Source organism: Nocardia terpenica (assembly GCF_013186535.1).
Classification (GTDB): domain Bacteria; phylum Actinomycetota; class Actinomycetes; order Mycobacteriales; family Mycobacteriaceae; genus Nocardia; species Nocardia terpenica.
In genome coordinates this window covers 1,808,546-1,833,210 of the sequence record NZ_JABMCZ010000003.1, presented here as the reverse complement: position 1 = coordinate 1,833,210, position 24,665 = coordinate 1,808,546, and the positions used below count along the sequence as shown (strand labels likewise).

Below are 24,665 nucleotides of genomic sequence, written 5' to 3'. Positions count from 1 at the left end.
ATCTCGGAAATGCCAATTCCCGTGTTGCGTGTTAGCTGACTCACATTCGAGGAGTGCAATGAGGCCCAAGATCTCGATGCCACGATTCATGCTGAAGGTCGTGGTATTCACAGCGGTGGCGCTGATATGTGTCCCGTTTCTGTCGAATGCGACACTCGCGCGCGCGGCTGATGGTTTTACCGGGCCGGATGGCGGGTCGTATGCTGCAGCGTGGACCGCTTCGGTAGATGGTCCACAGCCGTTTCCGGATATGACTACCGACCTGTCGGTGCCTATCACCATGAGCGACGGCACGGTTCTGAAAGCGGATGTGTATCATCCAGCGACCGGGAACCGGCCTGCTGAGGGTCGCTTCCCAGTGATCCTGCAGATGCAAGGTTACGGCAAACTTGTAGCGAATCTCGGCCAGATTCTCCTGAAAATCCCTGGTGTCGAGCAGGTTTTGCTGCCGTGGATCTCCTCATTGAACTTTCCGGGCAGCGGGCTGGACGGCATCACCGATCTGACCCGGCAGCTGGACTCCGGAGTGCTGCGGCTCTTAGCACAGGACTGGGCCCTGGTGCACGCGGGGTACACGCTCGTGCAAGTCGACATGCGCGGCACCGGCGCTTCGGAAGGCAAATGGCAGGTCTTCGGCGATCGCGAGAAGCTCGACGCCAAAGAGGTGATCGACTGGGCCGCGCGGCAGCCGTGGAGCGACGGCAAGGTCGGTCTCACGGGCACGTCGTTCACCGGTATCTCCGCGCTGGAAGCGACCGCACACACACCCGAGGCGCTGCGCGCGATTTTCGCTGGTGTGCCGAGCACGGATGTCTTCCGTGACATCGCCGGGGCGGGCGGTGCCACCGGTTTGGGTTTCCTATCGTTCTGGTTGCTTGGTGTCGATCTGGTGAAGAACGCGCCAGACCTGGAATCGGTACTGTCGGGCCGATTCGATCCGGCGCAACAGTTGCAATGGTTGAAGGACCGCCTAGCCGACCCGTTCACAATGTTGGATGTTCTCGCCGGCGCTTACGGGTCGACAGCATGGGACCATTTGCCGCCGGGCACAAAGGCTTTCCTCGACCCCAATTCCCCAATCCGCCAAGGGTTGAAGACCGACCTGAGCAAGGTGACGATGCCGACGTTCGTCCTGGATGCGTCGTTCGACATCTTCGGTACCACACCGATGGAAAGCTTCGAGAAGGTGCCGTTGCCCCTGGAGCAGAAGAAGCTCATCATGGGCGACGGGTATCACTTGTTTTCCGGAGTCGCTGGATTCGGACACCCGGGGATGCCGCCCCGGGTGGATGTGCTGCAGCGGGCGTGGTTCGACAAGTGGCTCCGCGGGACCGACAACGGCATCGACAAATACAGTCCGCTCACGGTGAAACGGCAAGGTGGCGGCTGGGAAACCATCACCCAATCTCCGCAAGCGGAGTCCGACTACCGCAGGATGTATCTCACCGACGCGCCCTCCGGCACAGCCGGTCACGCGGTCGCTGACGGTAGTTTGTCGCCACGACCGAATCCGGCCGGGGTGCACGACTTTTCGGTGGCACCGAGCTTGCTCAGCCTGTGCTCACGCGACATGGCGCGCATCACCGGCGGAGCGACGTCAGTGATCGTGGCATGCACCGAGGACTCACGGATCTGGGAGCACAGCGGTCTGGCTTTCACCAGCGGCGCGGTCACCGCGGCCACGCAGATCTCCGGACCTATCGCGGTGCACCTCAACGTCGTGCACGATGCCCCGGACGGGTACTGGGTGGCCACAGTCAACGACGTCGCACCCGACGGGCAATCACGCGAAATCAGCAGCGGCCAGCTGGTCTCCTCACTGCGCAAGATCGACGACGCGCAGAGCAGCCGCTCACCCAACGGGGACTACACCATCCCCGTCCCATTCGTCGACATCAACCAGCGGGAACCGGTGATTCCTGGACAGCCGCTCACCCTCGACATCGCGCTCACCCCTATCGAGGCGGTCCTGCAACCCGGTCACAGGCTGCGCGTCGACGTCTACGCCAGCAACGGACTCAAAGGCGTCCCGACACTGCCGACACTGGCTGCCAGCGGTCTGCGGCCGCAGACCCTGCGGCTGGACCCGGCCACACCCAGCTGGGTCAACATCGCCGTGAACAACGACATCCCGGAATAGGCCGCGAGTGCTCCTCGGAAAGAACACTGCCCGCACGCATGACGCGTGCGGGCAGTTCTATACGCTGATCCAGGTGAGAGTCCCCGGCCAGCACACATCGGCCAGCCGCCACCCCGCCGTCCAAGCCCGCCGAGCCGAACGACGCCGCAAACTCCTGGCCGCCGGCATCGAGGTCTTCGGTGACCGCGGATACGCCAACAGCTCGGTCACCCTGCTCTGTCACGCCGCTGGGCTCGCACGCGCACAATTCTACGAGCACTTCGACAATCGTGAAGATCTGCTGCTCGCCGTCTACGACATGATCCAAGAACAAGCCCGGCACGCCGTCAGCCAGGCCGTCGCCGAACAGGCCGACGATGTCGTGGCCCGCGCCCACGCCGCGATGACCGCCTTCGCGGAATCCGTCGGCCACGACCCCCGCCGAGCACGCCTAGTCTTCGTCGAAGTCATCGGCGTCAGCGAACGAGCCGAACAACACCGCGTGCAATCACGAGAACTCTGGGTCCGGTACATCGCAGAACAGATAGCGCACACCCGCGGAGCTGATTACTGTCCGCCCGGCGGATACACAGCCGCAGCAACTGGCTTCATCGGCGCTCTCATGGCACTCGTCCACCAATGGAGCCTCGGTAGCGCTGACATGAAACTCACCGACGCGGTCGAGGTACTGACCCACTTCCTGATCAGCCTAATCAATCCCGAAAGCATGGGCGCCACTGGGGCAAACGTGGTAATCACGTTACTCGCCGAGGGCTCCGCCACGACAAGCCAGTCCAGATAACATCCCACCCGACACCTCTACACGACCAGTTCGTGGACAAACGGTCGGCCGTATGCCCGCAGATCTTCTATGTGGAGGCATCTGTTCGCGTATTCCGAAGACAAGGCATCACAACAGTCATCCTCGGACAGGACAGAACATCGTTCGCATCGGCCGATATCGATGCTGGCCTGGGCGGGACTGCTTACTTCGCCAAGGTCAATGGGCTACATCCACGCTTGAAAACAAAGCCTATCGTGGAATTGTCAGCATCGCTGATCTGCTGAACACATGTCGGCACGGGACGGCTCTGAGCCAAGCGCTCGTACGATGCCGTCGTCGGTGTGTGGTGGGCTGGCGCATCAACGGCGCAATCGCCTCCGCCGCACTGGCATTCGGCGTGATCCTGCTGTTCGCGTTCGCGATGTCGTGGGTGGGGGCGCTGACCGGGCTGATGTCGCCGAGCGTTGAGGTGGCCCAGAGCGCGGGCCTGATCTGGCTGTTCCCGGTCACCTTCGTCTCCTCGGCGTTCATCTCCGCGGAGACGCTGCCCGGGCCGCTGCGCACGATGGCCGAATGGAATCCAATCACCGCGGTATCCGCCGCCGGTCGGAAACTGTTCGACAACGGGGCGCCACCGTCGTTCGTGCCGCCGCGCGGCTGGGCAGCCGACCACTGCGTCGAATACTCGATCGGCTGCTCGCTGGCGAGTCTGGTGGTCGCGATGCCGCTGGCGCAGCTGCAGTACCCCAAGGTAGCCAACCACTGAGGTACACAACAAACGGCGGCATGAAACATTGTTCGGAATGAATGCGGCGATCCGGAAACCAACGTATGCAAACTTATCGTGGTACTCACATTAGAGACGATGACTACTGCAAGGTAGCCGCGACTTTGTCACATCCGGAGCATCGTGAACCGCGGAAATGTATCAAACCCGGATTGCAGTTGACAGCAACCACTGTTCTGTCTATAGTTGCATCGTTCACTTGGCTGAATGGCGGGCGCCGCATCAGAAATTAACCCATCGCAAACCGTTGGTAAATGTAATTATTGCGGCACCTATCAGGTCTCACACGATTATCAGCGTATGATCCGCGTTGATTCGAGAATCACGTGAGCATTACGAACATGGAGGGTTGAGATGTGAACTAAATATCTGATAGAGATAGGTATGAGTCGGTCGGAATTGGCGGCGACACCAGGCATTTCGAGGCAGCCCCCGTCGCATCACCGCCACGTCGGCGTGGTGTCAGCGTTGCACCAAACGCAGGCTCACACGCAGCCGCTCAACGGTGAAACCACCGCCCTGCGGATGCCTCACCTCAAAGGCTTTAACGTGACAACCGGTTCCCGCAGTCACACCCATGGAATCACCCATTAAAGCTCACTAGCGGAGCTACTACTCGCTTACGACCGCACCCTGCATCGGTGGAGAATATCGGCAAGGGGACAGCGCTTCGATCGCCGCCTAGATTCTGCCATCTGCTCTGTCGCTCTGTTATCAAGCTCTCCGGGTGAGCGCGGATCGAGTGTGCAGATTTCCAGCAATATATGTGCATCTGATCAGATCTGCCTCTTACGGTCGGTAGGGATTACCAGTGACGAGAAGCGGTCTCGTGACTTCTACATTATTTCCATCGACATTGCGGCCCTCTATTGATCCATAATCTCGGTCAGCTAGATGAGGGTTCCGTCGACACGTCAGGCGATGTTGCAATCGCCGCGATATGCCAGGAAGCTGAGAAATGACATAGATGCCCCCGATATTATCGCCGGTCGCAGACAATCAACCAGGATCGGACGATCCGAATCCGGACGTTCGGAATCTTTTGAACTACGTGAATCTTGATCTTCGATAGTTCGACTAACAGGTCAGAATTCGAATTGAGTAGAAGGAGCCTTACATGCAGCAAAAGTTGGCTGGCTACCCTATTCGGGTCCGAGGTGATCTGGACCCCGCATTGTCGCGCTGGAAGTGGCTGATTAAATGGGTGCTGGCCATTCCGCATTTCGTTGTGCTATTCTTCCTGGCCATCGCGTATTCGATCGTCACGATGGTGGCATTCTTTGCAGTCTTATGCACCGCACGCTATCCACGAACTCTCTTCGAGTTCAACGTCGGGGTGATGCGATGGGCATGGCGCGTCTCGTTCTATTCGTTTGTCCTGGGCACCGATAAGTATCCTCCTTTCAGCCTCTCAACTGACTCTGACTATCCAGCCGACTTGGAGGTCGACTATCCGGAGCGACTCAATCGCGGTTTGGTGTTGATAAAGTCGTGGCTATTGGCAATACCTCACTACTTGATAATAGCCGCTGTTGGGAGCGAGGCCGCTCATATGCTCTCAGCAACCGACTACGGCGATTGGGTCAATGCGACTGCCATATCGCTTCTGACGATCTTGATTGCCACAGCCGAGATTTCCTTACTTTTTATAGGCCGTTATCCTATTGGGATATTCGAATTTACAATCGGCCTTAATCGTTGGATCTGGCGAGTGCAAACGTATGCGGCATTGATGTGTGATGAATATCCGCCATTTCGACTCGATCAAGGAGCGCGTGAGCCGGTATGCGTAATGCGAGAGATCGAGGCCGCAGAGCCAACTGCTGCCGAGAGGGGCAATAAATAGTCCATAGATCTGTTTGGGCGTGGCCGCCGGACACAGCCCGTCCAGCGCATTGCGGGCACCTCGATCCAGCAGACCCATCCTGCGCAACGACCCGACGCTGCGCCTGAAGGACAGCAGCCAGGCGCCAGCCTCAATATCGTGACGCTGTTGGTGATGTTGTAGGAGGTCGTTGTTCCGGGGGTTGGCTTGCTGGCGTCGGGGGAGAATCTGTGCCAGAAGGTGAGGAGTGATGTCACTACGTCCGCATGGTCCTGCTGGGATTCCGGCCAGGACGGCGGAAGCGGCGTGGAGTAGCTGCCCGAAGGGTGCGCCGGCAATGTTGATCCGGGATCGGTTGAGTGAGTTGATCGGTGATGAGGAGTTCCTGAGCTGGTATCCCACCGATGGCCGACCCTCGCTTTCGCCGGCACAGTTGATGCTGGTGAGCATTCTGCAGTTCGCCGAGAACCTCAGCGACCGCCAGGCTGCCGATGCGGTCCGGTTGCGGCTGGACTGGAAGTACGCGCTGGGCCTGGAGTTGGAGGACGCCGTGTTCGATTACTCGGTACTCAGCGAGTTCCGTGCCCGGCTCGGTGAACACGACCGGGCCGATCGACTCCTGCAGGTGATGCTGGCGCGTCTGATCGGGGCCGGACTGCTCGAGGGCCGGGGCCAGCAACCCACCGACGCCACTCATGTACTGGCCGCGGTACGGCGGCTGAGCCGTCTGGAGCTGGCGGGCGAGAGTGTCCGGGCGGCCCTGCAGGAATTGGCCGAGGCCGACCCGGACTGGCTTGCACCACTGGTCGAACCCCGGTGGGCCAAACAGTACGGCCGGAAGGTGGAGATCGGCAAAGTTCCCGGCGGGCGCAGCGGCATCATCGACCTGGCCGAGACTATAGGCAGGAACGGACTGAAGCTGCTCACCGCCGTGGGGACGGCTACCGCGCCACCGCGGTTGCGGGACCTGCCGAAGGTGAAGATCCTACGTCGGGTATGGATGCACCAGTACTACTGGGACCCCGAGGGGCAATTGCGCTGGTGTGAGGGCACGGCGTTGCCGCCGGCCTCGCTGCGGTTCGACTCTCCGTACGATCCCGACGCCCACTACTGCGTCAAGCGCGACACCGCCTGGAGCGGCTACCGGACCCACTTCACCGAGACCTGCGATGAGGACCTGCCGCATGTGGTGACGCACGTGGCCACCACGATCGCCCCTGTCCAGGACGGAGTGCTGACCGAGACCATCCACGATGATCTGGCCGCCCAACAGCTGGCTCCGGCCGAGCATATCGTGAACACCGCCTACATCACTCCCGCCCGAATGGAGCGCGCCCAGCGGGTTCACGGCATCAAGCTGCTCGGCCCGATCCCTACCGACCACAGCCCGCAAGCCAAGCGAGGCACCGGATTCGACAAGTCCGCCTTCGATGTGGACTTCGACCAGCACACCGCTACTTGTCCGCAAGGAACCACCAGCCGCCAATGGACACCCACACGGATCAACGACAGCGACTACATCCTGGTCAAGTTCCCCACGAAGACCTGCCGGGACTGCCCGCAGCGCGCCCAGTGCACCACCGCTGTCAGCGGTCCCCGATCCCTGGCACTGTTGCCGCACCCCCTGCACGAGATCCAGATACAGGCTCGCGCCGAACAGGCCACCGATGAATGGAAGCAGCGCTATGCCGTCCGAGCCGGCGCGGAATCCACGATCTCACAGAACGTACGCATCAGTGGCCCGCGCAGATCCCGTTACCGGGGGCCCCGCGCTGGCGTGGGGTCAGCGAGGGATCGGCGGCTTCGCGGATGAGCATGTAGCGGAACAGCCCGATCGCTCTGGCCCGCTCCAGGCGGGCCTTGTTCTCATGGTCGGCCTGCGACATCAGTCGTCGGCACCTCCTTCGGATCGTCAACACATAGACCCGCCGAAAATGCCGCACCCCAACCGATTTCGGCAGAGCGGACTCGTGTTGCAACCCGGTCAGGGCCACGCGGGGACCAGCAACCGGCCACCCGAGGCCGCCGCGGCCAGCCACCACGGCGACACCGTGGCGATGCCCGGCCACCGCGACACCATCGCCGCGCCCGCTCCCGCGAGCGCCGCGACCGCGTCGGCGAACGAACCAGAAATACGTCGGCGACATTACTTACCTGCCGTTGGGTGACGGCCGGTTCCTCTATCTGGCGTCGGTGATCGATCTGTACTCGCACCGGCTGGCCGGCTGGTCGATCGCCGACCACATGCGCACCGACCTCATCACCGACGCACTCCGGGCCGCTGCCGCGACCCGCGGCAGCCTGGCCGGGGCCATTCTGCACACAGGCACCCACCGTTTCGAATCCGCCCGCCACGCCCGCCTGGCGGTGTTCCGGTGGATCACTCGATACAACACGAGAAGGAGGCACTCGACCCTCGGGCACACCAGCCCGATCATCTACGAGCAACAGGCCGGTACAGTACTGGCCGCAGCACGACAAGCGGTGCCCACACCCCTGGGGGAAGCGCCCTGACCGGGTATCGGGGCTAGATCCGATATGGTCTGCTGGCGCACAGCAACTGGTACAACATCGGCAAATATCGGGATGACCAGTACCTTCGGGGCTATCGCCCTGGTCTCACTCAGCATATCGAGCACCTCCCGGTCGCGCCAGCCACTCAGCACCGAGTTGATTTCATCCGTCATCTGTTCCACGTAGACAGATACACGTTTGGTATGGAAAGCCGGCTGGGCAAGCCGTCGCTGTCGACGATGCCGACTTTAGGGACAGGTCCCCAATCCGTCCCCCAGTACTTGTCCTATCCGATCGAAAAACTCCCCCCTTATCGAAGACTCGATCGTCACACAGGACCTGTCGGGTCGTCGTGGGATCGCACACGACGGTCGCATCGAGCGCCATCGACCACAGTGTACCCCCATCGATTTGGTGACCCGCTCCAACGCCGACCGGCGGTGTCCAACCGAATATTTCGATGTTTCCAAGTCTCCGCGCCTTGACCGGCGTCAAAAATATCTCAGTCGACAACTGACCGATCGATAACATCTGATCGTTCGACGGCGTTCGCCCGCGCGGAGCGCCGGACAAATATTTCTGGGATGGTGAGCATCCTAGGTTTTGGCCCGAAGCTCGATCGGCTTCTTGGTGTGCGCCGATCCGATTCGTATCGGTGGACCGGACAGTTGCGTATTTCGATTTTATATCCCCTTACGGTGACCTCACCCGTGAACACCCGGTCCGGGGAATGTATCGAGAGTGGCGGTGCCTGCCTGGGATTCGCAAGGGTGAGATCGAGATCCGGAACGTGGACGCCGAGGAAGGATGATTTTGTGATGACTGCTATCGATGCCGTGGGGCGGAGACGCGCGCCGGAGATCTTGAAAAGCGTCCGCGTTCTCATAGATACGGAATACCGCACGGTTGTGAAGAGTTTGCCCGAGTCGTTATGCCGGATCGGTGGATATAATATCGGGTGGTGGGACGCCTCAGGAACCCCGACAGCAGAGTCGGGCAAATATCTTCGTCCTGCGCTGGCGATCCTGTCGTCTGCGGCCATGTCGGACGGATCGATCGACCTAGTGCGTGACAGAGCGATCGCGGCCGCGGTAGCGGTGGAATTAGTGCACAATTTCACCCAGCTGCACGACGATATCATGGACAATGATCGGATACGACGTCATCGGACGTCGGCGTGGGCGCAATTCGGCGTCGGACCGGCCATTCTGGCGGGTGACCTGTTCTTGTTCGCGGCGACCGAGGTGCTCTCCCCGTACGACCATGTGGTGATGGAAATCCTCGGCGCAACCCTGCGTGAGCTGTGCGAAGGGCAGATGGCGGATCTGTCGTTCGAGCAACGGCACATGGTGTCGCTCGACGAATGTTTCCGAATGTCAGAAGGGAAAACCGCCGCGTTGCTCGGCGCCGCCTGTGAGCTGGGCGCCTGGGCCGCGGGGGTGGATGCCCAGCGCCGGGCATTCATGCGAAAGTTCGGCTGGGAGGTCGGGCGGTCCTGTCAGCTGGTCGATGACTTGCTGGGCATATTCGGCGATCCAGAAGTCACCGGGAAACCTGTCTATGCGGACCTGATCCGGCGAAAGAAATCTCTGCCGGTGGTAGCCGCTTTGAATTCAGATACTGCGGCCGGGATGGAGTTGCGGCAGATTTATGCGAGCAGTCGGCAGCTGAAGCGAGCCGAATTGGCACACGTCGCGCGGCTGATCGAGAACGCGGGCGGACGGCGTTGGGCGGAGGACATGGCACGGGAAACCCGTGGCGCGGCAGGCACATTCCTGGCGTCGGCTGATCCCACCGAGGAAGCTGCCGCGGACCTGCTTATTCTCGCAGACTTCATCATGGGCCGGGATCATTGAGATGGCCGCCCGGGAGTTGGTGCTGGCGTCACCGCGGTCGTTGTGTGCAGGTGTGGACCGTGCCGTCGAGACGGTAGAGGCGGTGCTCGCCCAACACGGTGCGCCCGTTTACGTCCGCAAACAGATCGTGCACAACGTGCACGTCGTCGCCGGTCTCGAGAGCAAGGGCGTCGTCTTTGTCGACGAACTCGACGAGGTTCCCGATGACTCGCTGGTGGTGTTCTCCGCGCATGGGGTGTCGCCCCGGGTGCACGCCGAGGCCGCACGACGGCGGCTGCGGGTGATCGACGCCACCTGTCCGCTGGTCACCAAGGTGCACTCCGAAGCCAAACGCTATGCCACCCAGGGCAACACCATCGTGCTGATCGGTCATGCCGGGCACGAGGAAGTCGATGGCACGATGGGCGAGGCACCCGAACAGACCGTCCTTGTCGAAACCGTCGAGGACGTCGCGGCGCTGACTGTGCCCGACCCCGATCGGGTGGTCTACCTGACCCAGACCACCCTTGCCGTCGACGACACCGCCGAGGTGATAGCCGCGCTGCTGGCACGTTTCCCGCGTGCGGTCGGCCCGGCGGGGGGTGATATCTGTTACGCGACGACCAACCGGCAGGCCGCGGTGCAGCAGGTCGCCGAACAGACGGATGTCGTGCTGGTGATCGGCTCGGCGAACTCGTCGAATTCGGTGCGGATGGTCGAGCGGGTACGCAGGCAAGGCACACCCGCCTACCTGATCGACGACGCGGCCGCCATCGAACCCGAATGGCTGGCCGAGGCGCGGGCGGTCGGGATCTCGGCGGGAGCGTCGGCGCCGCAGTGGCTGGTCGACGAGGTCGTCGCGCACCTGGTCCGGCTCGGCGCCACGGCGGTGCGCGAACTGGCCGTCACCACCGAGACGATGCAGTTCAGCCTCCCACAGCAGGCCTCCAGCACGCGAACGCAGTTGAAGTGAGGAGAAGTTCGATGACTACCGCTGCCCCAGAATATATCGACCCGACCGCAGACCTCGGCGGCTGGCCGATGCTCGCCGAAGCCTGTTCACCCGCACAGCTACGGCGCATACCCCGCGACCGACTACCTGAGTTGTGTACACAGATCAGAGAATTTCTGGTGACGAAGGTCTGTGCGACGGGTGGTCACCTCGGGGTGAACCTCGGCGTTGTCGAGCTGACCGTCGCGCTGCACCGGGTGTTCGATTCTCCGCGCGATGCCATCGTTTTCGATATCGGACACCAGATATACGTCCACAAGATCCTGACCGGCCGCGCCGCCGGTTTCGAGGGTCTCCGACAGGAGGGCGGGCTGTCGGGATACGCCTGTCGGGCCGAATCACCGCACGACTGGGTGGAGAACTCGCATGCGTCCACCGCGCTGTCCTACGCCGACGGTCTCGCGGATGCGTTCACTATCGCCGGGCGGACCGACCGCACCGTTGTCACCGTGATCGGTGACGGCGCCTTGACCGGTGGCTTGGCCTGGGAAGGGCTGAACAACCTCGCGGCACGCCCGGATCGCCGCATCGTGTTGGTGCTCAACGACAACGGGCGATCCTATGACCGCACAGTCGGCGGTATCGCGAAGCATCTGAAGGACCTGAGACTCGGCGAGGGCCAGGTGCGGTCGATCTTCGAGCAACTGGGCCTCACCTACCTGGGGCCGATCGACGGGCACGACATCGACCAGCTCGAACGGACATTGCGCAGCGCGGGCGAATTCGGCAAGACCGTGGTGGTCCACGTGGTGACCGAGAAGGGATTCGGTTACCCGCTCGCGGAACTCGATCAAGCCGATCACATGCACGGCATCGGCGTGCTAGACCCGCGAACCGGGAAGCCGCTCTCTCCGACCGGCCAGTCTTGGACATCGGCGTTCGGAGACGAAATTATCCGCCTGGCCGCGCGCCGCACCGATCTGGTGTGCGTGACCGCCGCCATGACCCAACCGGTAGGTCTTCTAAGATTCTCGCAGACATACCCCGGCCGAATGTTCGATACCGGAATCGCCGAACAGCATGCGGTATGCGCGGCGGCGGGATTGGCGATGGGTGGGCTCCATCCAATCGTGGCGATGTATTCGGCTTTCCTCGGCAGGGCATTCGATCAAGTGTTGTTCGATGTCGGACTACATCACCTACCGGTCACCTTTGTGCTGGATCGGGCCGGAATCACCGGTCCAGACGGCCCGTCGCATCACGGCATGTGGGATACTGGCCTGCTCGGTATGGTACCCGGAATGCGAGTTGCCGCCCCACGGGATCCGGCGCGGCTGCGCGAGTTACTGGCCGAAGCCGTCGACCACACGGGCCCGAGCGCACTGCGATTCCCCAAATCGACTGTGGGCCATGATATTCCGGCTCTATCGCGGATCGACGACATGGATATTCTGCATCGCAGCGTCGGTCGGTCACTGGATCTGCTCATCGTGTGTGCTGGCGTCACCGCCGAACAGTGTCTCGATGCGGCCGCGATCGTGGAAGCCGCCGGGTACGGCGTCACGGTCGTCGATCCGCGGTGGGTCGATCCGGTAGGTTCGCCGCTGCTGCATCTGGCCGCGCGACATCGCACGGTCGTCACCGTCGAAGATGCCTGTGTCACGCGGGGCTTGGGCACCAGCCTGATTCGCTGCGCCGCAGCGATGCCGGAGCCGATCCCGATCAGGCCGATCGGAATAGCGGCGGAATTCCTCCGGCAAGGGGCGCGCACGGATCTGCTGGCAGCGTCCGGAATATCCGCGGGATCCATCGCCTCGACGGGGCTGCAAGCCCTAGCGGACCGCGGCGACCCGAAAGGCGGGCGATCATGAGCGTCGCAGATCTCGGCATTCCGCCCGGCACCGGAACACCAGCGGACGCGACAGGTGCGAGCGGTATCCGTCGCTCGAAGCGACTGTGGGTCGGTTCGGTGCCGGTCGGTGCTGGTGCGCCGATCTCGGTCCAGTCGATGTGCACGACCACTACCGCTGACGTCGACTCGACGCTGCAGCAGATCGCCGAACTCACGGCTGCGGGTTGCGAGATCGTCCGTGTCGCGGTCCCGTCCAGGGATGACGCGGCGGCGCTGCCGCGGATCGTGGCCAGATCTCCCATTCCGGTGGTCGCCGACATCCACTTCCAGCCGCACTACGTTTTCGAGGCGATCGATGCCGGATGTGCCGCGGTCCGGGTGAATCCGGGGAATATCAAGCAGTTCGACGATAGGGTCGCCGACATCGCCCGTCGTGCGGCGGCCGCGAAGGTGCCGATCCGGATCGGAGTGAACGCGGGTTCGCTGGACAGACGCCTACTGGCCAGACATGGCGGCGCGACGCCTCAGGCACTGGTGGAGTCCGCCCTGTGGGAGTGCTCGCTGTTCGAAGAACATGGGTTCACCGACATCAAGATCAGCGTCAAGCATCATGACCCGATGACCATGGTCGCTGCCTACCGTGAGCTGGCGGCACGGTGCGAATATCCGCTGCATCTCGGTGTCACCGAAGCCGGCCCGCTCATGCAGGGCACGATCAAATCGGCGGTGGCCTTCGCGATCCTGCTGCACGGAGGGATCGGCGACACCATCCGGGTCTCCCTGTCCGCACCGCCGGTGGAGGAGGTCAAGGTCGGCATCGGCATACTCGAATCGCTGGGATTACGACAGCGCAAGCTCGAGATCGTCTCCTGCCCGGGCTGTGGGCGGCTGCAAGTCGATCTCTACAACCTCACTGCCAAGGTAGAGGCGGCGTTCGCGGACTTCCCGTTCCCCCTCCGCGTTGCGGTCATGGGCTGCATCGTTAACGGACCCGGCGAGGCACGCGCGGCCGATATCGGCGTATCCAGCGGCAACGGCAAGGGACAGATCTTCGTCCGCGGTGAGGTCGTCGCCACGGTCCCGGAACATCGCATCGTCGAAACCCTGGTCGAGGAGGCGGCGAAACTCGCCGCAGACACGCATACCCCATCCGATTCCACACCGGGAGTGGAGCGATGACCGCGGACTCCGGCCGGTGCTCCGTGACCGGATCCGAAACCACCTCGGCCCCCGTCAATTTGGCCGGGATCCGGAAGCAGGTCGACGGGATACTCGACCGGTTCCTGCGACAGCAGGCGCATTCCCTCGAGAAACGCGGGCTGCCGCGTGAAATCACCGACATCGTGCACGACTTCGTCTTCGCGGGCGGCAAACGGCTACGCCCGACCCTGGTGGCGCTGGGATGGCTTGCCGCGGGGGGAGATTCGGCCGTGCCGACACCCGTGATCCAGGTGGCCGCCGCGTTGGAGCTGTGCCATACCGCCGTCCTCGTCCACGATGACATCATCGACAACAGTGATACTCGGCGAAACAGGCCGACGGTGCATCGGGTCGTGTCTCAGCGGTACCGGACACGACCCGATGCAGATCGCTTCGGCATGCGCGCCGCGATTCTGCTCGGTGATCTCGTCATGCTGTGGTGTGACGAAATGCTGCACACCGCACAGCTCACACCCGCCCAAACGGCAACGGTGATACCGATATTCGACACCATGCGGACCGATGTCATCTACGGGCAATATCTGGATCTCGCCACAAGCGGCCTATCAGGCGGTGACGTGGAGAAAGCACTGGAGATCGTACGGTACAAGACCTCCAGCTACACCTTCGAGTGCCCGTTGCGGATGGGCGCCGCGCTCGCCGACGCCAGCATCCGGATACAACAGGACCTCCGCGCGTATGCGGGTCCGCTCGGCGTCGCCTTCCAGCTGCAGAACGATCTGGAGGGCGTGTACGGTGCCGGCGCGTCGAGCCTCGACGATCTGCGTGAGGGCAAGCACACCGCCTTGCTGGCGTTCGCTGTACGCCATGCGGATCCGGCGCAATCGGCTCGGCTGTACGAGCTGGTCGGCAATCCGGAATTGGATGCGAGCGGGGCCGCCACCTGTCGGGAGATATTCGACATCGTCGCGCGCGGACAGGTCCAGCAGATGATCCGCACTCGGTGGGAACGGGCGCAGGGCGTCCTGGATCGGGCCACGTTCCCGATGGCTGTCAAGGACGCCCTGCGTGCCGTCGCCGACAACGTCACCCGCGGGATTACGTGGATGCGGTGATGCGGGCGAGGAGTTTGGTGATGTCCCGCCGAACCAGGCGGTTCTCGCGATGGATCAACTGCTCCATCGTCTCACATGCGTACTTGTCGTAACGGATTTCCTCTGGGCATAGGTCCGCTGCCCGTGACAGCGAATAGGCCGCCGCCACATCCTCGTTACGATGCGCGAAGGCATACGCGAGTGCGATGTGGAAGTGCGCGAGATCGCCCACCGAATACCCTTCGGGCACCTCTACTTGAGCCGCGATTCGAGGGATCTCGCTGAATTCCGCTCGCAGGAGTGCGATTTCTATCCTGGCGAGCCCAACAGCCATCGGGCCGAACGCGATATCGCCGACCATCTGCTCATCGTCGAGCTCTCTCGACAGGTGTGTGGCCAGCGTGATCAGCTCATCGGCCTCCCGGACATTATGAGTCATTGCTGCGGCTTCGGCGGCCAGGAGGAGCAGCGCACCACGTAGAATCAGTTGCTTCCGCGTGTCGTCCACCGTTTCGTCGAGTGTATTGATGGCGGCAGTCGCGATATCGTGTGCCTCTATCGGCAACGCCAGGCGTAACATTGCGTTGCCGACATGCCATGCACTTGCCGTCGTCCATAATGACGTCTTGAGACATCGAGAAATACACATACTCCGGTCGGCGACCATGGCCGCCAGATTGTGCCAGTTCATACGGTTGAGAAATCGCCGCGTCATATGGTTCGCGCGGATCGCTATCTCGCCGACCGCAGGATCCATGGTTGTCCAGAACAATCTGCCGCTGTCGCGAACGATCGATGGCAGCAGCTGCGCCACCAGAGAATAGCGCTCCCCCGAGCTGTGCCAGATCTCCTCGCAACGGACGAGCCCGTGACGTAGCTCTTCGATCGAGACGTTCGGCGAAGATGCCGCGGCGTTGATGTCGAGCGGATCGACGATCGCATGTTTGAAGAGCTCCAATATATGATCCTGCCCGCTGTCGCGATTAATTGCGTGACGGCCGGTCGACCATTCTATCAATTCGGCAATGTTCTCTATTCCCAGCACCTCCGCCAAACTGGCTATTATTCTTATACTATCCAATGACTGGCGGCCCGACTCCACCAAGCGTAGCCATTCCTCACTGCGGCCGACGAGATTTGCCACTACGCGGCGAGAGAGTCCGAATTGATGGCGCCGCAATTCTATTCTCGCACCTACCGACAATCCACTTCCTTGCTGTTCTGCCCGGTGTGCTTGCATCGCGCCTCCATCAGGGTTGAATTCGAAAATGGCCTCTCTAATAGACCTCTCGGTATGGTATATGTATAGGCCTCGTGCGCTCGTCTAGGAAACCACATGGCAATACTCACCAGCGCGATCGTCGGCACTTCCAAGCTCCACCGAGTGTGACGGTGCCGGAATGACCCCGGATCGGTACCCAAATCCGTGCGGATCGGGCATACCAACTGTCAGTCGTAAACCACCTAAAATTGGCCGCACGATCTTGCCGGGCGATTTGTACTTTCACAACAAATCTGGAGCACCGCTGGGGAGCTGACTGCGATTCTGCCGGTTTCGGACATTCACGAGACGACCAGATTGTCAACGCTTTCGATAGGAACTGAACCGGGGCGAAGATAGCACAGACTTCACGCCGACGGAACCCCCGGGGGACTTCAAGGGCGATTCGGCGGCGTGGCGAAGTCTGCCATCCGGTCGCGCGTTGATACGATATGCGAGTGTCCGCTCGAACTCGACGACCCCTCGTCGCTGCCCGGACGGTCGGCTCAGATGGGTCCGAATATGTAATTGCCGACGACTGCACCTTTCGACGCGGTGAAATACTCTCGAACCGCGGCGGCGAATTCTGATTTCGTAATGATGCCATCGCGGTCCAGATCGATTCTGCGGTAGCCCTTGCGAATCGCCGAGTCGGGTACTCCGAAGCAGCGGAACAACCGCACAAAATTACCCTCGTCGATGGTGCCATCGCCACTGGCCACGGTCGCGGCCAGTATTTCGAATACCTGTCCGGGTCCGTTGCCGTAGTAGCTGGGATCGGCGGCGAGCCCGCGATAATTTGCGTCGATAAAATCAGGGAGACTGATCTTGTCGTGGCCGTCGGCGGGCAGTTGTCGCCACCAGTCCTGGAATCCGGTACGAATATTCTGGGCCAGGTGTGGGTCGGCCAGCCGCGTCGCGGCCCCAGCTATTGCTTCGAAGTCACCGCGGTCCAGGTAGCCGTCCTTGTCCTGATCCAGTAGGCAGAATAGGTGACCGTACTTGCTGTTCCGGCAGCCGGCCATGGCACCGCGCCGCAGCGTGGGAAACCACCATGCATACACGCCGAGCAGGCACAACACCGCGGGCACCAGCATGAGCCGGACAATTGTGGCATCCAGTAGCACGGCCACCGCGAGACCGAATCCAACCAGCTTGACGGTCGGATCGGCTTGGAGCACGAACGCGGTGAACACGGCGATCATGATCAGCGCTGCGGCGCCGATGATGCGGGCGGTCGCGGCGGTGCCCTGGATCACCGAACCGAAAGTACCCGCACCACCACGATATGCCTCGTGGATGCGGGTTATAAGGAACACCTCGTAGTCCATCGAGAGTCCGAACAGCAGGGCGAATATCACTGCAGGGAAGAATGGATACACCGGTACCGGGCCGTCGAGCCCGATCAATGACGCGCCCCAGCCCCATTGGAAGACCGCGACGACAGCGCCGTACGCGGCTCCGACCGACAACAGATTCAAGATCGCGGCCTTGAGCGGGATGAGCACCGACCGGAACAGAACTGTCAGCAGCACGATGGTCAGTGCGACGACGGCGCCGACAAACCAGAGCAGCCGCGACCGAACAGTGGCGCCCATGTCGATGCCCGATGCCGTCGCGCCGCCGATATACACCCGCAATGACACCCCACTCGCGGGGATCGTGACGTCGCGCAGCCGGTGTACCAGGTTGTCAGTCGCCGGTGAGGACGGCGCATGCGCCGGAACGACCGTGAGCACCGCGGCCCTGCCGTCCGGGGCGATCTCGACCGGGGCTACCCGGGCGACGTCCGGTGCCGCGCGCACCGCGGCACTCAGCCGGTCGAGATCGGTGCCCTCCTGTCGGGCCCCGGTCAACCCGGTGACCAGCAGCAGCGGGCCGTTGGCGCCGATACCGAAGTCTCGCGCGATCAGATCGTAGGCGCGGCGCTGCGTCTGTGACTGCGGCTGGACCCCCGCGTCGGCGATGCCGAGCCGCAATGCGGCCGACGGCAGGGCCAGTACCAGCAGCGTAGCCACCGATCCAATCACGAAGAACCACGGCGACTTGCTGATTCGGCCGCCCCACCTGGCCCAGCCCGCGCCGCCACGGTCGGTGGTCACCGGTATCGCCAGCCGGTTCACCGCTGTCCCGATGATCGACAGCACTGCGGGCAGCAGGGTGAGCGCGGAGAGCAACGCGGCGCCGACCGCGATAGCGCATGCGGTGCCGACCGCACCGATCACCGGCAGCCGGGTGACCCACAGCCCTAGCAGGCTCACCGTCACCGTCAGCCCAGCGACGAGGACCGATTCACCCGCGGTGGCCATCGACTCGGTGACAGCGGCCGCCACGTCCGCCCCTTCGGCGAGGAACTCGCGGAATCGGGTCACGATGAGCAGTGCGTAATCGATCCCGGCGCCGAGTCCGATCATGACCGCGAGCGGCACGGATTGCTCGGGCATCTGCGGCAGCAGGCGGCTGGCCAGCTCGGCTGTCCCGACGCCGACCAGCAGCCCCGCCACCGCGGTCAGAACCGGCAGCCCGGCCGCGACCAGCGAGCCGAACGTGATCGTCAGAATCGCCAGCGCGGCGGTGACGCCGAGTACCTCCGAGGTGCGGGGTGCGTGCAACCCGGCCAGGTCCGCGATCGGGCCGCCGACCTCGACCTGCACACCGGCGGCGCGCGCGGTCGCGGTTGCGTCGATCAGCCGGTGCAGTGGCTCGGAATCCCCGGTGCTGAATCGGGTGTCGTACTGCACGGCGGCGTAGCCTGTCCGCTTGTCCTCGCTCAACGCACCGGCAGCGGCGAAGGGATCGATGACCCGGACGATGTGGGGCAGTCCGGCGATCCGTCGCACCGCGTCATCCACCAGCGTGGCCGACAGACGATCATTCGTGGCATGGAAGACCACCACACCGCTGGACCCGGCATAGACCGGAAACCGGGCAGCCAGCAGATCCTGAGCAACGCGGGAGTCGGTACCGGGAACCGCGCCGCCGTCGTCGTAGCGCGGCCCGACGGCATGCGCGGCCAGCGCAGTGGCAATGGCACACAGCAGCCAACCGATCACGACGAGGTATCGGTGCCGGACAATCCACTCGCCACAGCGCCGCAGGGTGGATCGCTCGACCGTGGTGTGAGTCCTATCGAACATGGGATTCTCCAAAAAACGGTGCCCTCCGGGCTAACCGGCTCTACGCAGCCCGCGCAGCCATACGATCGCACCCGCCGCCAGCGCGCCGAGGACGAGCGGCTTGGCCTGGCTGCCAATGGTCTGGGCCTTGAATACAGTTCTTTCGTCGATGCCGACCCGGATGCCGAACTGCCCACCGGACACCGAGTCCAGGATTTCCCTGGTCTGGCTGAGAAATGTGGTCCCGCCGAGATAGACGTCGATGGCGGAGCGCCCGAGCTGCTCCTTCGAGATCAGATCACTCGCCATACCGCGCAGCACATCGGTCAGCGTGTCTTGGAAGACGCCGACGACGGACAGTTCCGGGGTCAGGCAAGTGACGGAGCCTTCAATGTTGCCGAACGACTTGCCGACCAGGGCGACGAGCGGACTGGACCTGATACCGCGTTTGGCTGCTGCCCGCAGCAGTGCGGTGAGCGTCACGCCGAGACTCAGGTCGCCCATGGAACGTGAGCACAACTTGGGCACCAGCAGGCTCATATCGTCAGCGAAGCCGCGAACATCGGCCCATGGCATCGGATGCCCGAGTTCCATCCACGCCTTGGCCATGGCTATACCATCGTTCTGGGCGATGCTGCTGAGTACCAGCAGCATCGCCGAGCTCAGGTGGCGGTCGAGTCGGCCGACCATCCCCCAATCCAGGAGCCAGGCTCCTTGTCCGGGATGCACGAAGATATTGCCTGGATGCGGATCGGCGTGAAAGAACCGGTGCACGAAATACCCGTTGTACATGAAGCTCAGCAGATCTCGGCCGATCTGCTCGCGCTCCCTTCCGGTGAAAGCGGTGGGATCGGCTTCCCGAATGGATATCCCAGGCGCCATACTCTGAATCAGTACCCGAGGAGTCGCGTGTAGGACTTTCGGTATCGAGAGGCACGAATATTTGGCGACCATGGCTCGTGCCTCATTCATGTTGTTGGCCTCGATGGTGAAATCCAATTCAGATTCCATCGCATCGAATACGACACGTAGCGCCGTTTCCACGTCGAGCATGGCGTGGATCCTTGGGAAGATTCTGTTCAGCAGCTTCGCTATTCGCATCGTGATCGCCATATCTGCGGTGAACGTCTCACGTACGCCTTGACGCTGAACCTTCAGTGCTGCGACCTGACCCGCAGCTGTGGTGACCCGGTAGACCTGCGCGAGTGATGCCGAACCCAGTGGTGAATCCGGGTCCACGTCGGCGAACATCTGCCTCCATTGCGCCCCGAGGTCCTCGGTGAGCACTGTTTCGAATGATGAGAACGGGCTGATCGAGCAGCGATCCTGCAGTTTCTCTAGTTCCGTTATCATGATGGTGGTCACGAAGTCCGGCCTGGTCGCCATGACCTGGCCGAGCTTGGTGTAGAAGGGGCCGAGCCGATTCAGCGCCTTGCGGGTGGCAACGGCTCGGCGCTGCCTGCGCCGGATGGCCCGTGGTGTCGGCATGCCGCGATCCTGGGCGGCCAGGAAATCGGCGGCAAGATGGCCCATCACGACCGCAACGAGGTGCAAGTGTCCCGGTTTCACGGCTTTTTGTCACGGCCGAAGACCGCGCGCACAGTATTTCGCAACCCGCGCTCGACACCGTAGGTCCTATCCAATATATCGTCGGCGCAGTCCTTGCTCGCATCCATCGTATCCTTCGCGCTGTCGATCAGATCACCGACATATTTGCGAAAGCCAATACGCTGTTCTGACATGTCATCTCTACTTTCTAAGTTTTCCGGATTCCGCACCGGAGCTGTTGGAAAAAGACGCCGACACCACGCAACTCATATTCAACGCCCGCCAATCGTCACGGCCGCAAGGCACGGCGTTCCAAAAACCAACGCAAGGGCCGACCGCAAACAAATTATCTGCCCTCTCATGCAAATCCGACAACCGCGATATCCCCCAAGGCAGTTGGGAAACCCCGGGTACGAGCTACGTATGGTGGATGAACTCCCGCAGTACGCCCGATCATGCTCAAGGAGCGGTGGTTATGCCCCATGTGATCACGCAGTCCTGCTGCAATGATGCCAGTTGTGTATTCGAATGCCCGATCGACTGCATTCGCCCACATCCCGACGATCCCGCCTTCGCAACCGCGGATATGCTGTACATCGATCCCGATTCCTGCATCGACTGCGGCGCCTGTGTAGACGTGTGCCCGGTGGACGCCATCGTCTTCGACGACGAACTGCCCCCCGCCGCTGGTCGCTTCGCCGAACTCAATGCCGCGTATTTTCAGCGCTTCCCGCTCACAGCAGCCCTCGCCGCGGCGACCCGCGCTGTACCATGCCGGTCCCCTGCGCGCGCCCCGCTGTGGGTGGCGGTGGTAGGGTCCGGGCCCGCGGCGTGCTACGCCACCGAAGAGCTGCTTCGCCGCAGCACGGCGGAGATCGATATCTTCGAGCGCCAGCCCGCGCCGTGGGGATTGCTGCGATACGGCGTGTCGCCCGATCACCCACGTACCAGGAGGATGGCGAACACCTTCGCTGCACTGCTCGACGACGAGCGTGTCCGGTTGCATCTTGATGTTCAGATCGGCACGGACATCACGCACGACGATCTGGCACGCCGCTACCATGCCGTTGTCTACGCGACCGGGGCACCCGCCAGCCGTAGCCTCGGCATTCCGGGTGAGGACCTTCCCGGCAGTCATTCGGTGGCCGAATTCGTCGGCTGGTACACCGGCAACCCGGACTACGCCGACATGAGCTTCGATCTCTCCGGCGACACCGTCGTCGTCATCGGCAACGGAAACGTCGCGCTCGACGTTGCACGCATCCTGACCGCGGATCCGGATACATTGCCGGGCACCGACATCGCCGATCACGCGCTCGACGCCCTGCGCGCGAGCAACGTGCGTGAGGTCGTCATCCTCGGCCGCCGCGGGCCGACCGAGGCCGCGTACACGACCTCGGAGTTCCTGGAGCTCGGCTACCTACCGAACATCGACGTCGTCATCGACCCGGTTGACCTCGAACTGGGCCAGACCGCCGCGCGGGCACTCGATGACGACCCGGCTTCGGCCATGAAAATGGCGTTAGCCCAAGAATATTCACGACGCTTTCCTGGACCGGGGCACCGCAGGATCGTACTCCGCTATCGGGTCGCACCGATCGAACTGTTCGGTAGTGGTCACGTCGCGGGCGTTCGCGTGCGGCCCAACGGCTTCGGTGCGGGTGACGACCCCGCCGCAAACTGTAGACCGGAATCGATCGCCGGATCGCCGGTGCTGCGCTCGATCGGCTATCGCAGCGTGCCGATTCCCGGTGTCCCGTTCGACGAGCAGCACGGAATCATTCCCAATGAACACGGCCACGTCCTCGATACAAGTGGCTTGCCCGTTGCCGGGGTGTATGTCACCGGTTGGGCCAAACGCAGGCCGCGTGGCGGTATCGGCACGAATCGGATCGATGCCGGAGAGGTCGTCGACTGTCTGCTTTCCGACTTCGCAAACGGGCTGCTTGCGACACCGCAGTGCGGCCGCGACGACCTGACTGAGCCAACGGCCGCTCGGCGACCGAGAGCGCTCGAAGACCATCCCGGCTAATCGGCGGAACACGAACCAGCGCGGATCGGAGTACGATTCTCATGGCGACAACAACCAGCGGTACGGCACCCATCGACGTAGTCGGGTGGGAACAGACGTACAGCTCGGTGCCCACCGGCCTCAAACCGGTGGTGCTCAGTGTCGACGACGATCCTGTGGTATCGCGCGCGGTCGTCCGCGATCTGCGGCAGCGATACGGACGCAAGTATCAGATCATTCGTGCGGAGTCGGGCCGCCAGGGACTCGAGGTGCTGCGCGAAGTCAAGTTGCGTGGACAGCCGGTCGCGGTGATCATCGCCGACTACCGGATGCCGGAGATGGACGGCCTCGACTTTCTCGAGCGATCGATCGATTCGCACCCTCTTGCTCGCCGGGTGTTGTTGACCGCATATGCGGAAACCGCCGTCGCCATCGATGGCATCAATATCGTCGATCTCGACCATTATCTGCTCAAACCGTGGGATCCGGCGGAGGAGAAGCTGTACCCGGTGATAGACGGCCTGCTCGAATCGTGGTGCGCCGACGATCGCAAACCGGTTGTTCAGACCAAAGTGATCGGGAGCCGCTGGTCGGCGCGATGCTCGGAGGTGCGCGAATTCCTGGCTCGCAATCAACTCGCCTACCGGTGGTACCTGGTGAACGAACCGGAGGGCGATCGGCTGCTGCGCGCTGCCGGGGTCGAAGAGGACCGGTGCCCGGTGGTGGTTACCTCCACCGGCAAGGTACTCGTGCGCCCTGGCAATGCCGAGCTGGCCGAAGTGCTCGGCCTGACCACCTCGCCTTCGACGGGCTTCTACGACGCGATCGTCATCGGCGGGGGCCCTGCGGGTTTGAGTGCGGCACTCACCGCCGCCTCCGAAGGTTTGCGTACGGTCTTGATAGAACGCACGGCGCCGGGCGGACAAGCGGGGCAGAGCAGCCGGATCGAGAACTATCTCGGCTTCCCGGACGGGGTGTCGGGTGCGCAGCTGGCCGAACGTGCCCGCAGGCAGGCGCTGAAGTTCGGAGCCGAATTGGTGACGACACAGAATGCGGTGAAGCTCGAGGTGCGCGGAGGTGCGCGGCGAGTGCGTTTCACGGACGGGAGCATCATCGACGGGCACACCGTCGTGGTGGCGACCGGGGTGAGCTATCGCAGGCACCCGGCAGCCGGAATAAGCGAATTCACCGGTCGCGGTGTGTACTACGGGTTCGCGATGACCGAGGCGACACTGTGCAAGGGGATGAACGTCCACGTCGTGGGCGGCGCGAACTCCGCAGGACAGGCCTCGGTGTATCTGTCGCGGACGGCGCGCTCGGTGGCCGTAATCGTGCGCGCGGACTCGCTGCACAAGTCCATGTCCCACTACCTGATCGAACAGATCACCAACACCCCCAACATCCGCGTCAAGCTCAACACCGAGGTGGTCGAGGTCGGCGGCAACGCACATCTCGAGCGAATCCTCGTACGTAACGGCACTTCAGGTGAGGAGGAGGAGCTCGCCGGAGAATGCCTGTTCCTGTTCATCGGTGCTGAGCCAGGCACCGACTGGCTGGCTGACGTGTTGGTACGGGACGACCGGGGCTTCCTGCTCACCGGTCCCGACTTGCTGGCGGACGGCGGTCCTATACCCGGTTGGACACTGGATCGCCCGCCGCAACAGTTGGAGACGAATGTTCCCGGTGTATTCGTGGCTGGCGACGTCCGCGCCGGGTCGGCGAAACGGGTGTCATCGGCGGTGGGCGAGGGAGTCATGGCGGTCATGCTGGTTCATCGGTATCTGGCACAGAGTTGAGACGGGGGAA

The 24,665-nt window shown here is 62.7% G+C and carries 15 protein-coding genes and 2 pseudogenes; 13 read left to right on the top strand and 4 right to left on the bottom strand.

Annotation, left to right across the window (positions count from 1 at the left end):
- Positions 1–58: 58 nt before the first annotated feature.
- The 11 genes and pseudogenes from HPY32_RS30130 (at position 59) to HPY32_RS30080 (ending at position 14,944) form a co-directional block, all read left to right on the top strand.
- Positions 59–2,140 carry a CocE/NonD family hydrolase gene (locus tag HPY32_RS30130; protein WP_231951297.1) on the top strand — a complete coding sequence of 694 codons (2,082 nt, stop codon included), beginning with the start codon at positions 59–61 and terminating at the stop codon, positions 2,138–2,140.
- A gap of 73 nt (positions 2,141–2,213) precedes the next feature.
- Entirely contained in the window at positions 2,214–2,921 is a 708-nt protein-coding gene (locus HPY32_RS30125) for a TetR/AcrR family transcriptional regulator (RefSeq protein ID WP_082871036.1), read from the top strand.
- 325 nt (positions 2,922–3,246) lie between these two features.
- A pseudogene (locus HPY32_RS30120) lies at positions 3,247–3,669 on the top strand (ABC transporter permease); the annotation flags it as partial.
- 1,138 nt (positions 3,670–4,807) lie between these two features.
- Positions 4,808–5,536 (top strand): DUF4389 domain-containing protein, encoded by a 729-nt coding sequence (locus HPY32_RS30115; RefSeq protein ID WP_082870541.1) that lies wholly within the window; start codon positions 4,808–4,810, stop codon positions 5,534–5,536.
- Between the two features lie 229 nt (positions 5,537–5,765).
- Positions 5,766–7,328, top strand: coding sequence for an IS1182 family transposase (locus tag HPY32_RS30110; protein WP_082870540.1), 1,563 nt, complete (start codon positions 5,766–5,768; stop codon positions 7,326–7,328).
- A 305-nt stretch (positions 7,329–7,633) separates the two neighbouring features.
- Positions 7,634–8,029, top strand: a pseudogene (locus HPY32_RS30105) (DDE-type integrase/transposase/recombinase); the annotation flags it as partial.
- Positions 8,030–8,847: 818 nt separating this feature from the next.
- Entirely contained in the window at positions 8,848–9,885 is a 1,038-nt protein-coding gene (locus HPY32_RS30100; RefSeq protein WP_067577876.1) for a polyprenyl synthetase family protein, read from the top strand.
- Between the two features lies 1 nt (position 9,886).
- On the top strand, positions 9,887–10,837 hold the full coding sequence (gene ispH, locus HPY32_RS30095; protein ID WP_067577874.1) for a 4-hydroxy-3-methylbut-2-enyl diphosphate reductase: 951 nt from the start codon (positions 9,887–9,889) through the stop codon (positions 10,835–10,837).
- Positions 10,838–10,848: 11 nt separating this feature from the next.
- Positions 10,849–12,687: a 1-deoxy-D-xylulose-5-phosphate synthase gene (locus tag HPY32_RS30090; protein ID WP_253949877.1), complete on the top strand. Its 1,839-nt coding sequence runs from the start codon at positions 10,849–10,851 to the stop codon at positions 12,685–12,687.
- 17 nt (positions 12,688–12,704) lie between these two features.
- Entirely contained in the window at positions 12,705–13,847 is a 1,143-nt protein-coding gene (gene ispG / locus HPY32_RS30085; protein ID WP_373686695.1) for a flavodoxin-dependent (E)-4-hydroxy-3-methylbut-2-enyl-diphosphate synthase, read from the top strand.
- A 23-nt stretch (positions 13,848–13,870) separates the two neighbouring features.
- Positions 13,871–14,944, top strand: a complete 1,074-nt coding sequence (locus HPY32_RS30080) for a polyprenyl synthetase family protein (RefSeq protein ID WP_309247553.1) — start codon at positions 13,871–13,873, stop codon at positions 14,942–14,944.
- Here the strand turns inward: HPY32_RS30080 and HPY32_RS30075 are convergent.
- The 4 genes from HPY32_RS30075 to HPY32_RS30060 all read right to left on the bottom strand — a co-directional run bounded on the left by HPY32_RS30075 (position 14,928) and on the right by HPY32_RS30060 (position 21,042).
- A complete protein-coding gene (locus tag HPY32_RS30075) occupies positions 14,928–16,163 on the bottom strand; it encodes a helix-turn-helix domain-containing protein (RefSeq protein WP_082870538.1) in 1,236 nt (411 codons plus the stop codon). The two genes, HPY32_RS30080 and HPY32_RS30075, sit on opposite strands and share 17 nt — an antisense overlap.
- 527 nt (positions 16,164–16,690) lie before the next feature.
- Entirely contained in the window at positions 16,691–19,321 is a 2,631-nt protein-coding gene (locus HPY32_RS30070) for an MMPL family transporter (RefSeq protein WP_067577864.1), read from the bottom strand.
- 30 nt (positions 19,322–19,351) lie between these two features.
- The gene (locus HPY32_RS30065; RefSeq protein WP_067584336.1) at positions 19,352–20,833 is read right to left on the bottom strand and encodes an ABC1 kinase family protein; all 1,482 of its coding nucleotides are present in this window, start codon (positions 20,831–20,833) and stop codon (positions 19,352–19,354) included.
- Between the two features lie 32 nt (positions 20,834–20,865).
- Positions 20,866–21,042, bottom strand: a complete 177-nt coding sequence (locus tag HPY32_RS30060) for a hypothetical protein (RefSeq protein ID WP_171983112.1) — start codon at positions 21,040–21,042, stop codon at positions 20,866–20,868.
- Between the two features lie 281 nt (positions 21,043–21,323).
- Between HPY32_RS30060 and HPY32_RS30055 the strand changes: the two genes are divergently transcribed.
- Together HPY32_RS30055 and HPY32_RS30050 are read left to right on the top strand one after the other, a co-directional pair.
- The gene (locus HPY32_RS30055; protein ID WP_067577862.1) at positions 21,324–22,880 is read left to right on the top strand and encodes an FAD-dependent oxidoreductase; all 1,557 of its coding nucleotides are present in this window, start codon (positions 21,324–21,326) and stop codon (positions 22,878–22,880) included.
- Positions 22,881–22,921: 41 nt separating this feature from the next.
- The gene (locus HPY32_RS30050; RefSeq protein ID WP_082870536.1) at positions 22,922–24,655 is read left to right on the top strand and encodes an NAD(P)/FAD-dependent oxidoreductase; all 1,734 of its coding nucleotides are present in this window, start codon (positions 22,922–22,924) and stop codon (positions 24,653–24,655) included.
- Positions 24,656–24,665 lie beyond the last annotated feature (10 nt).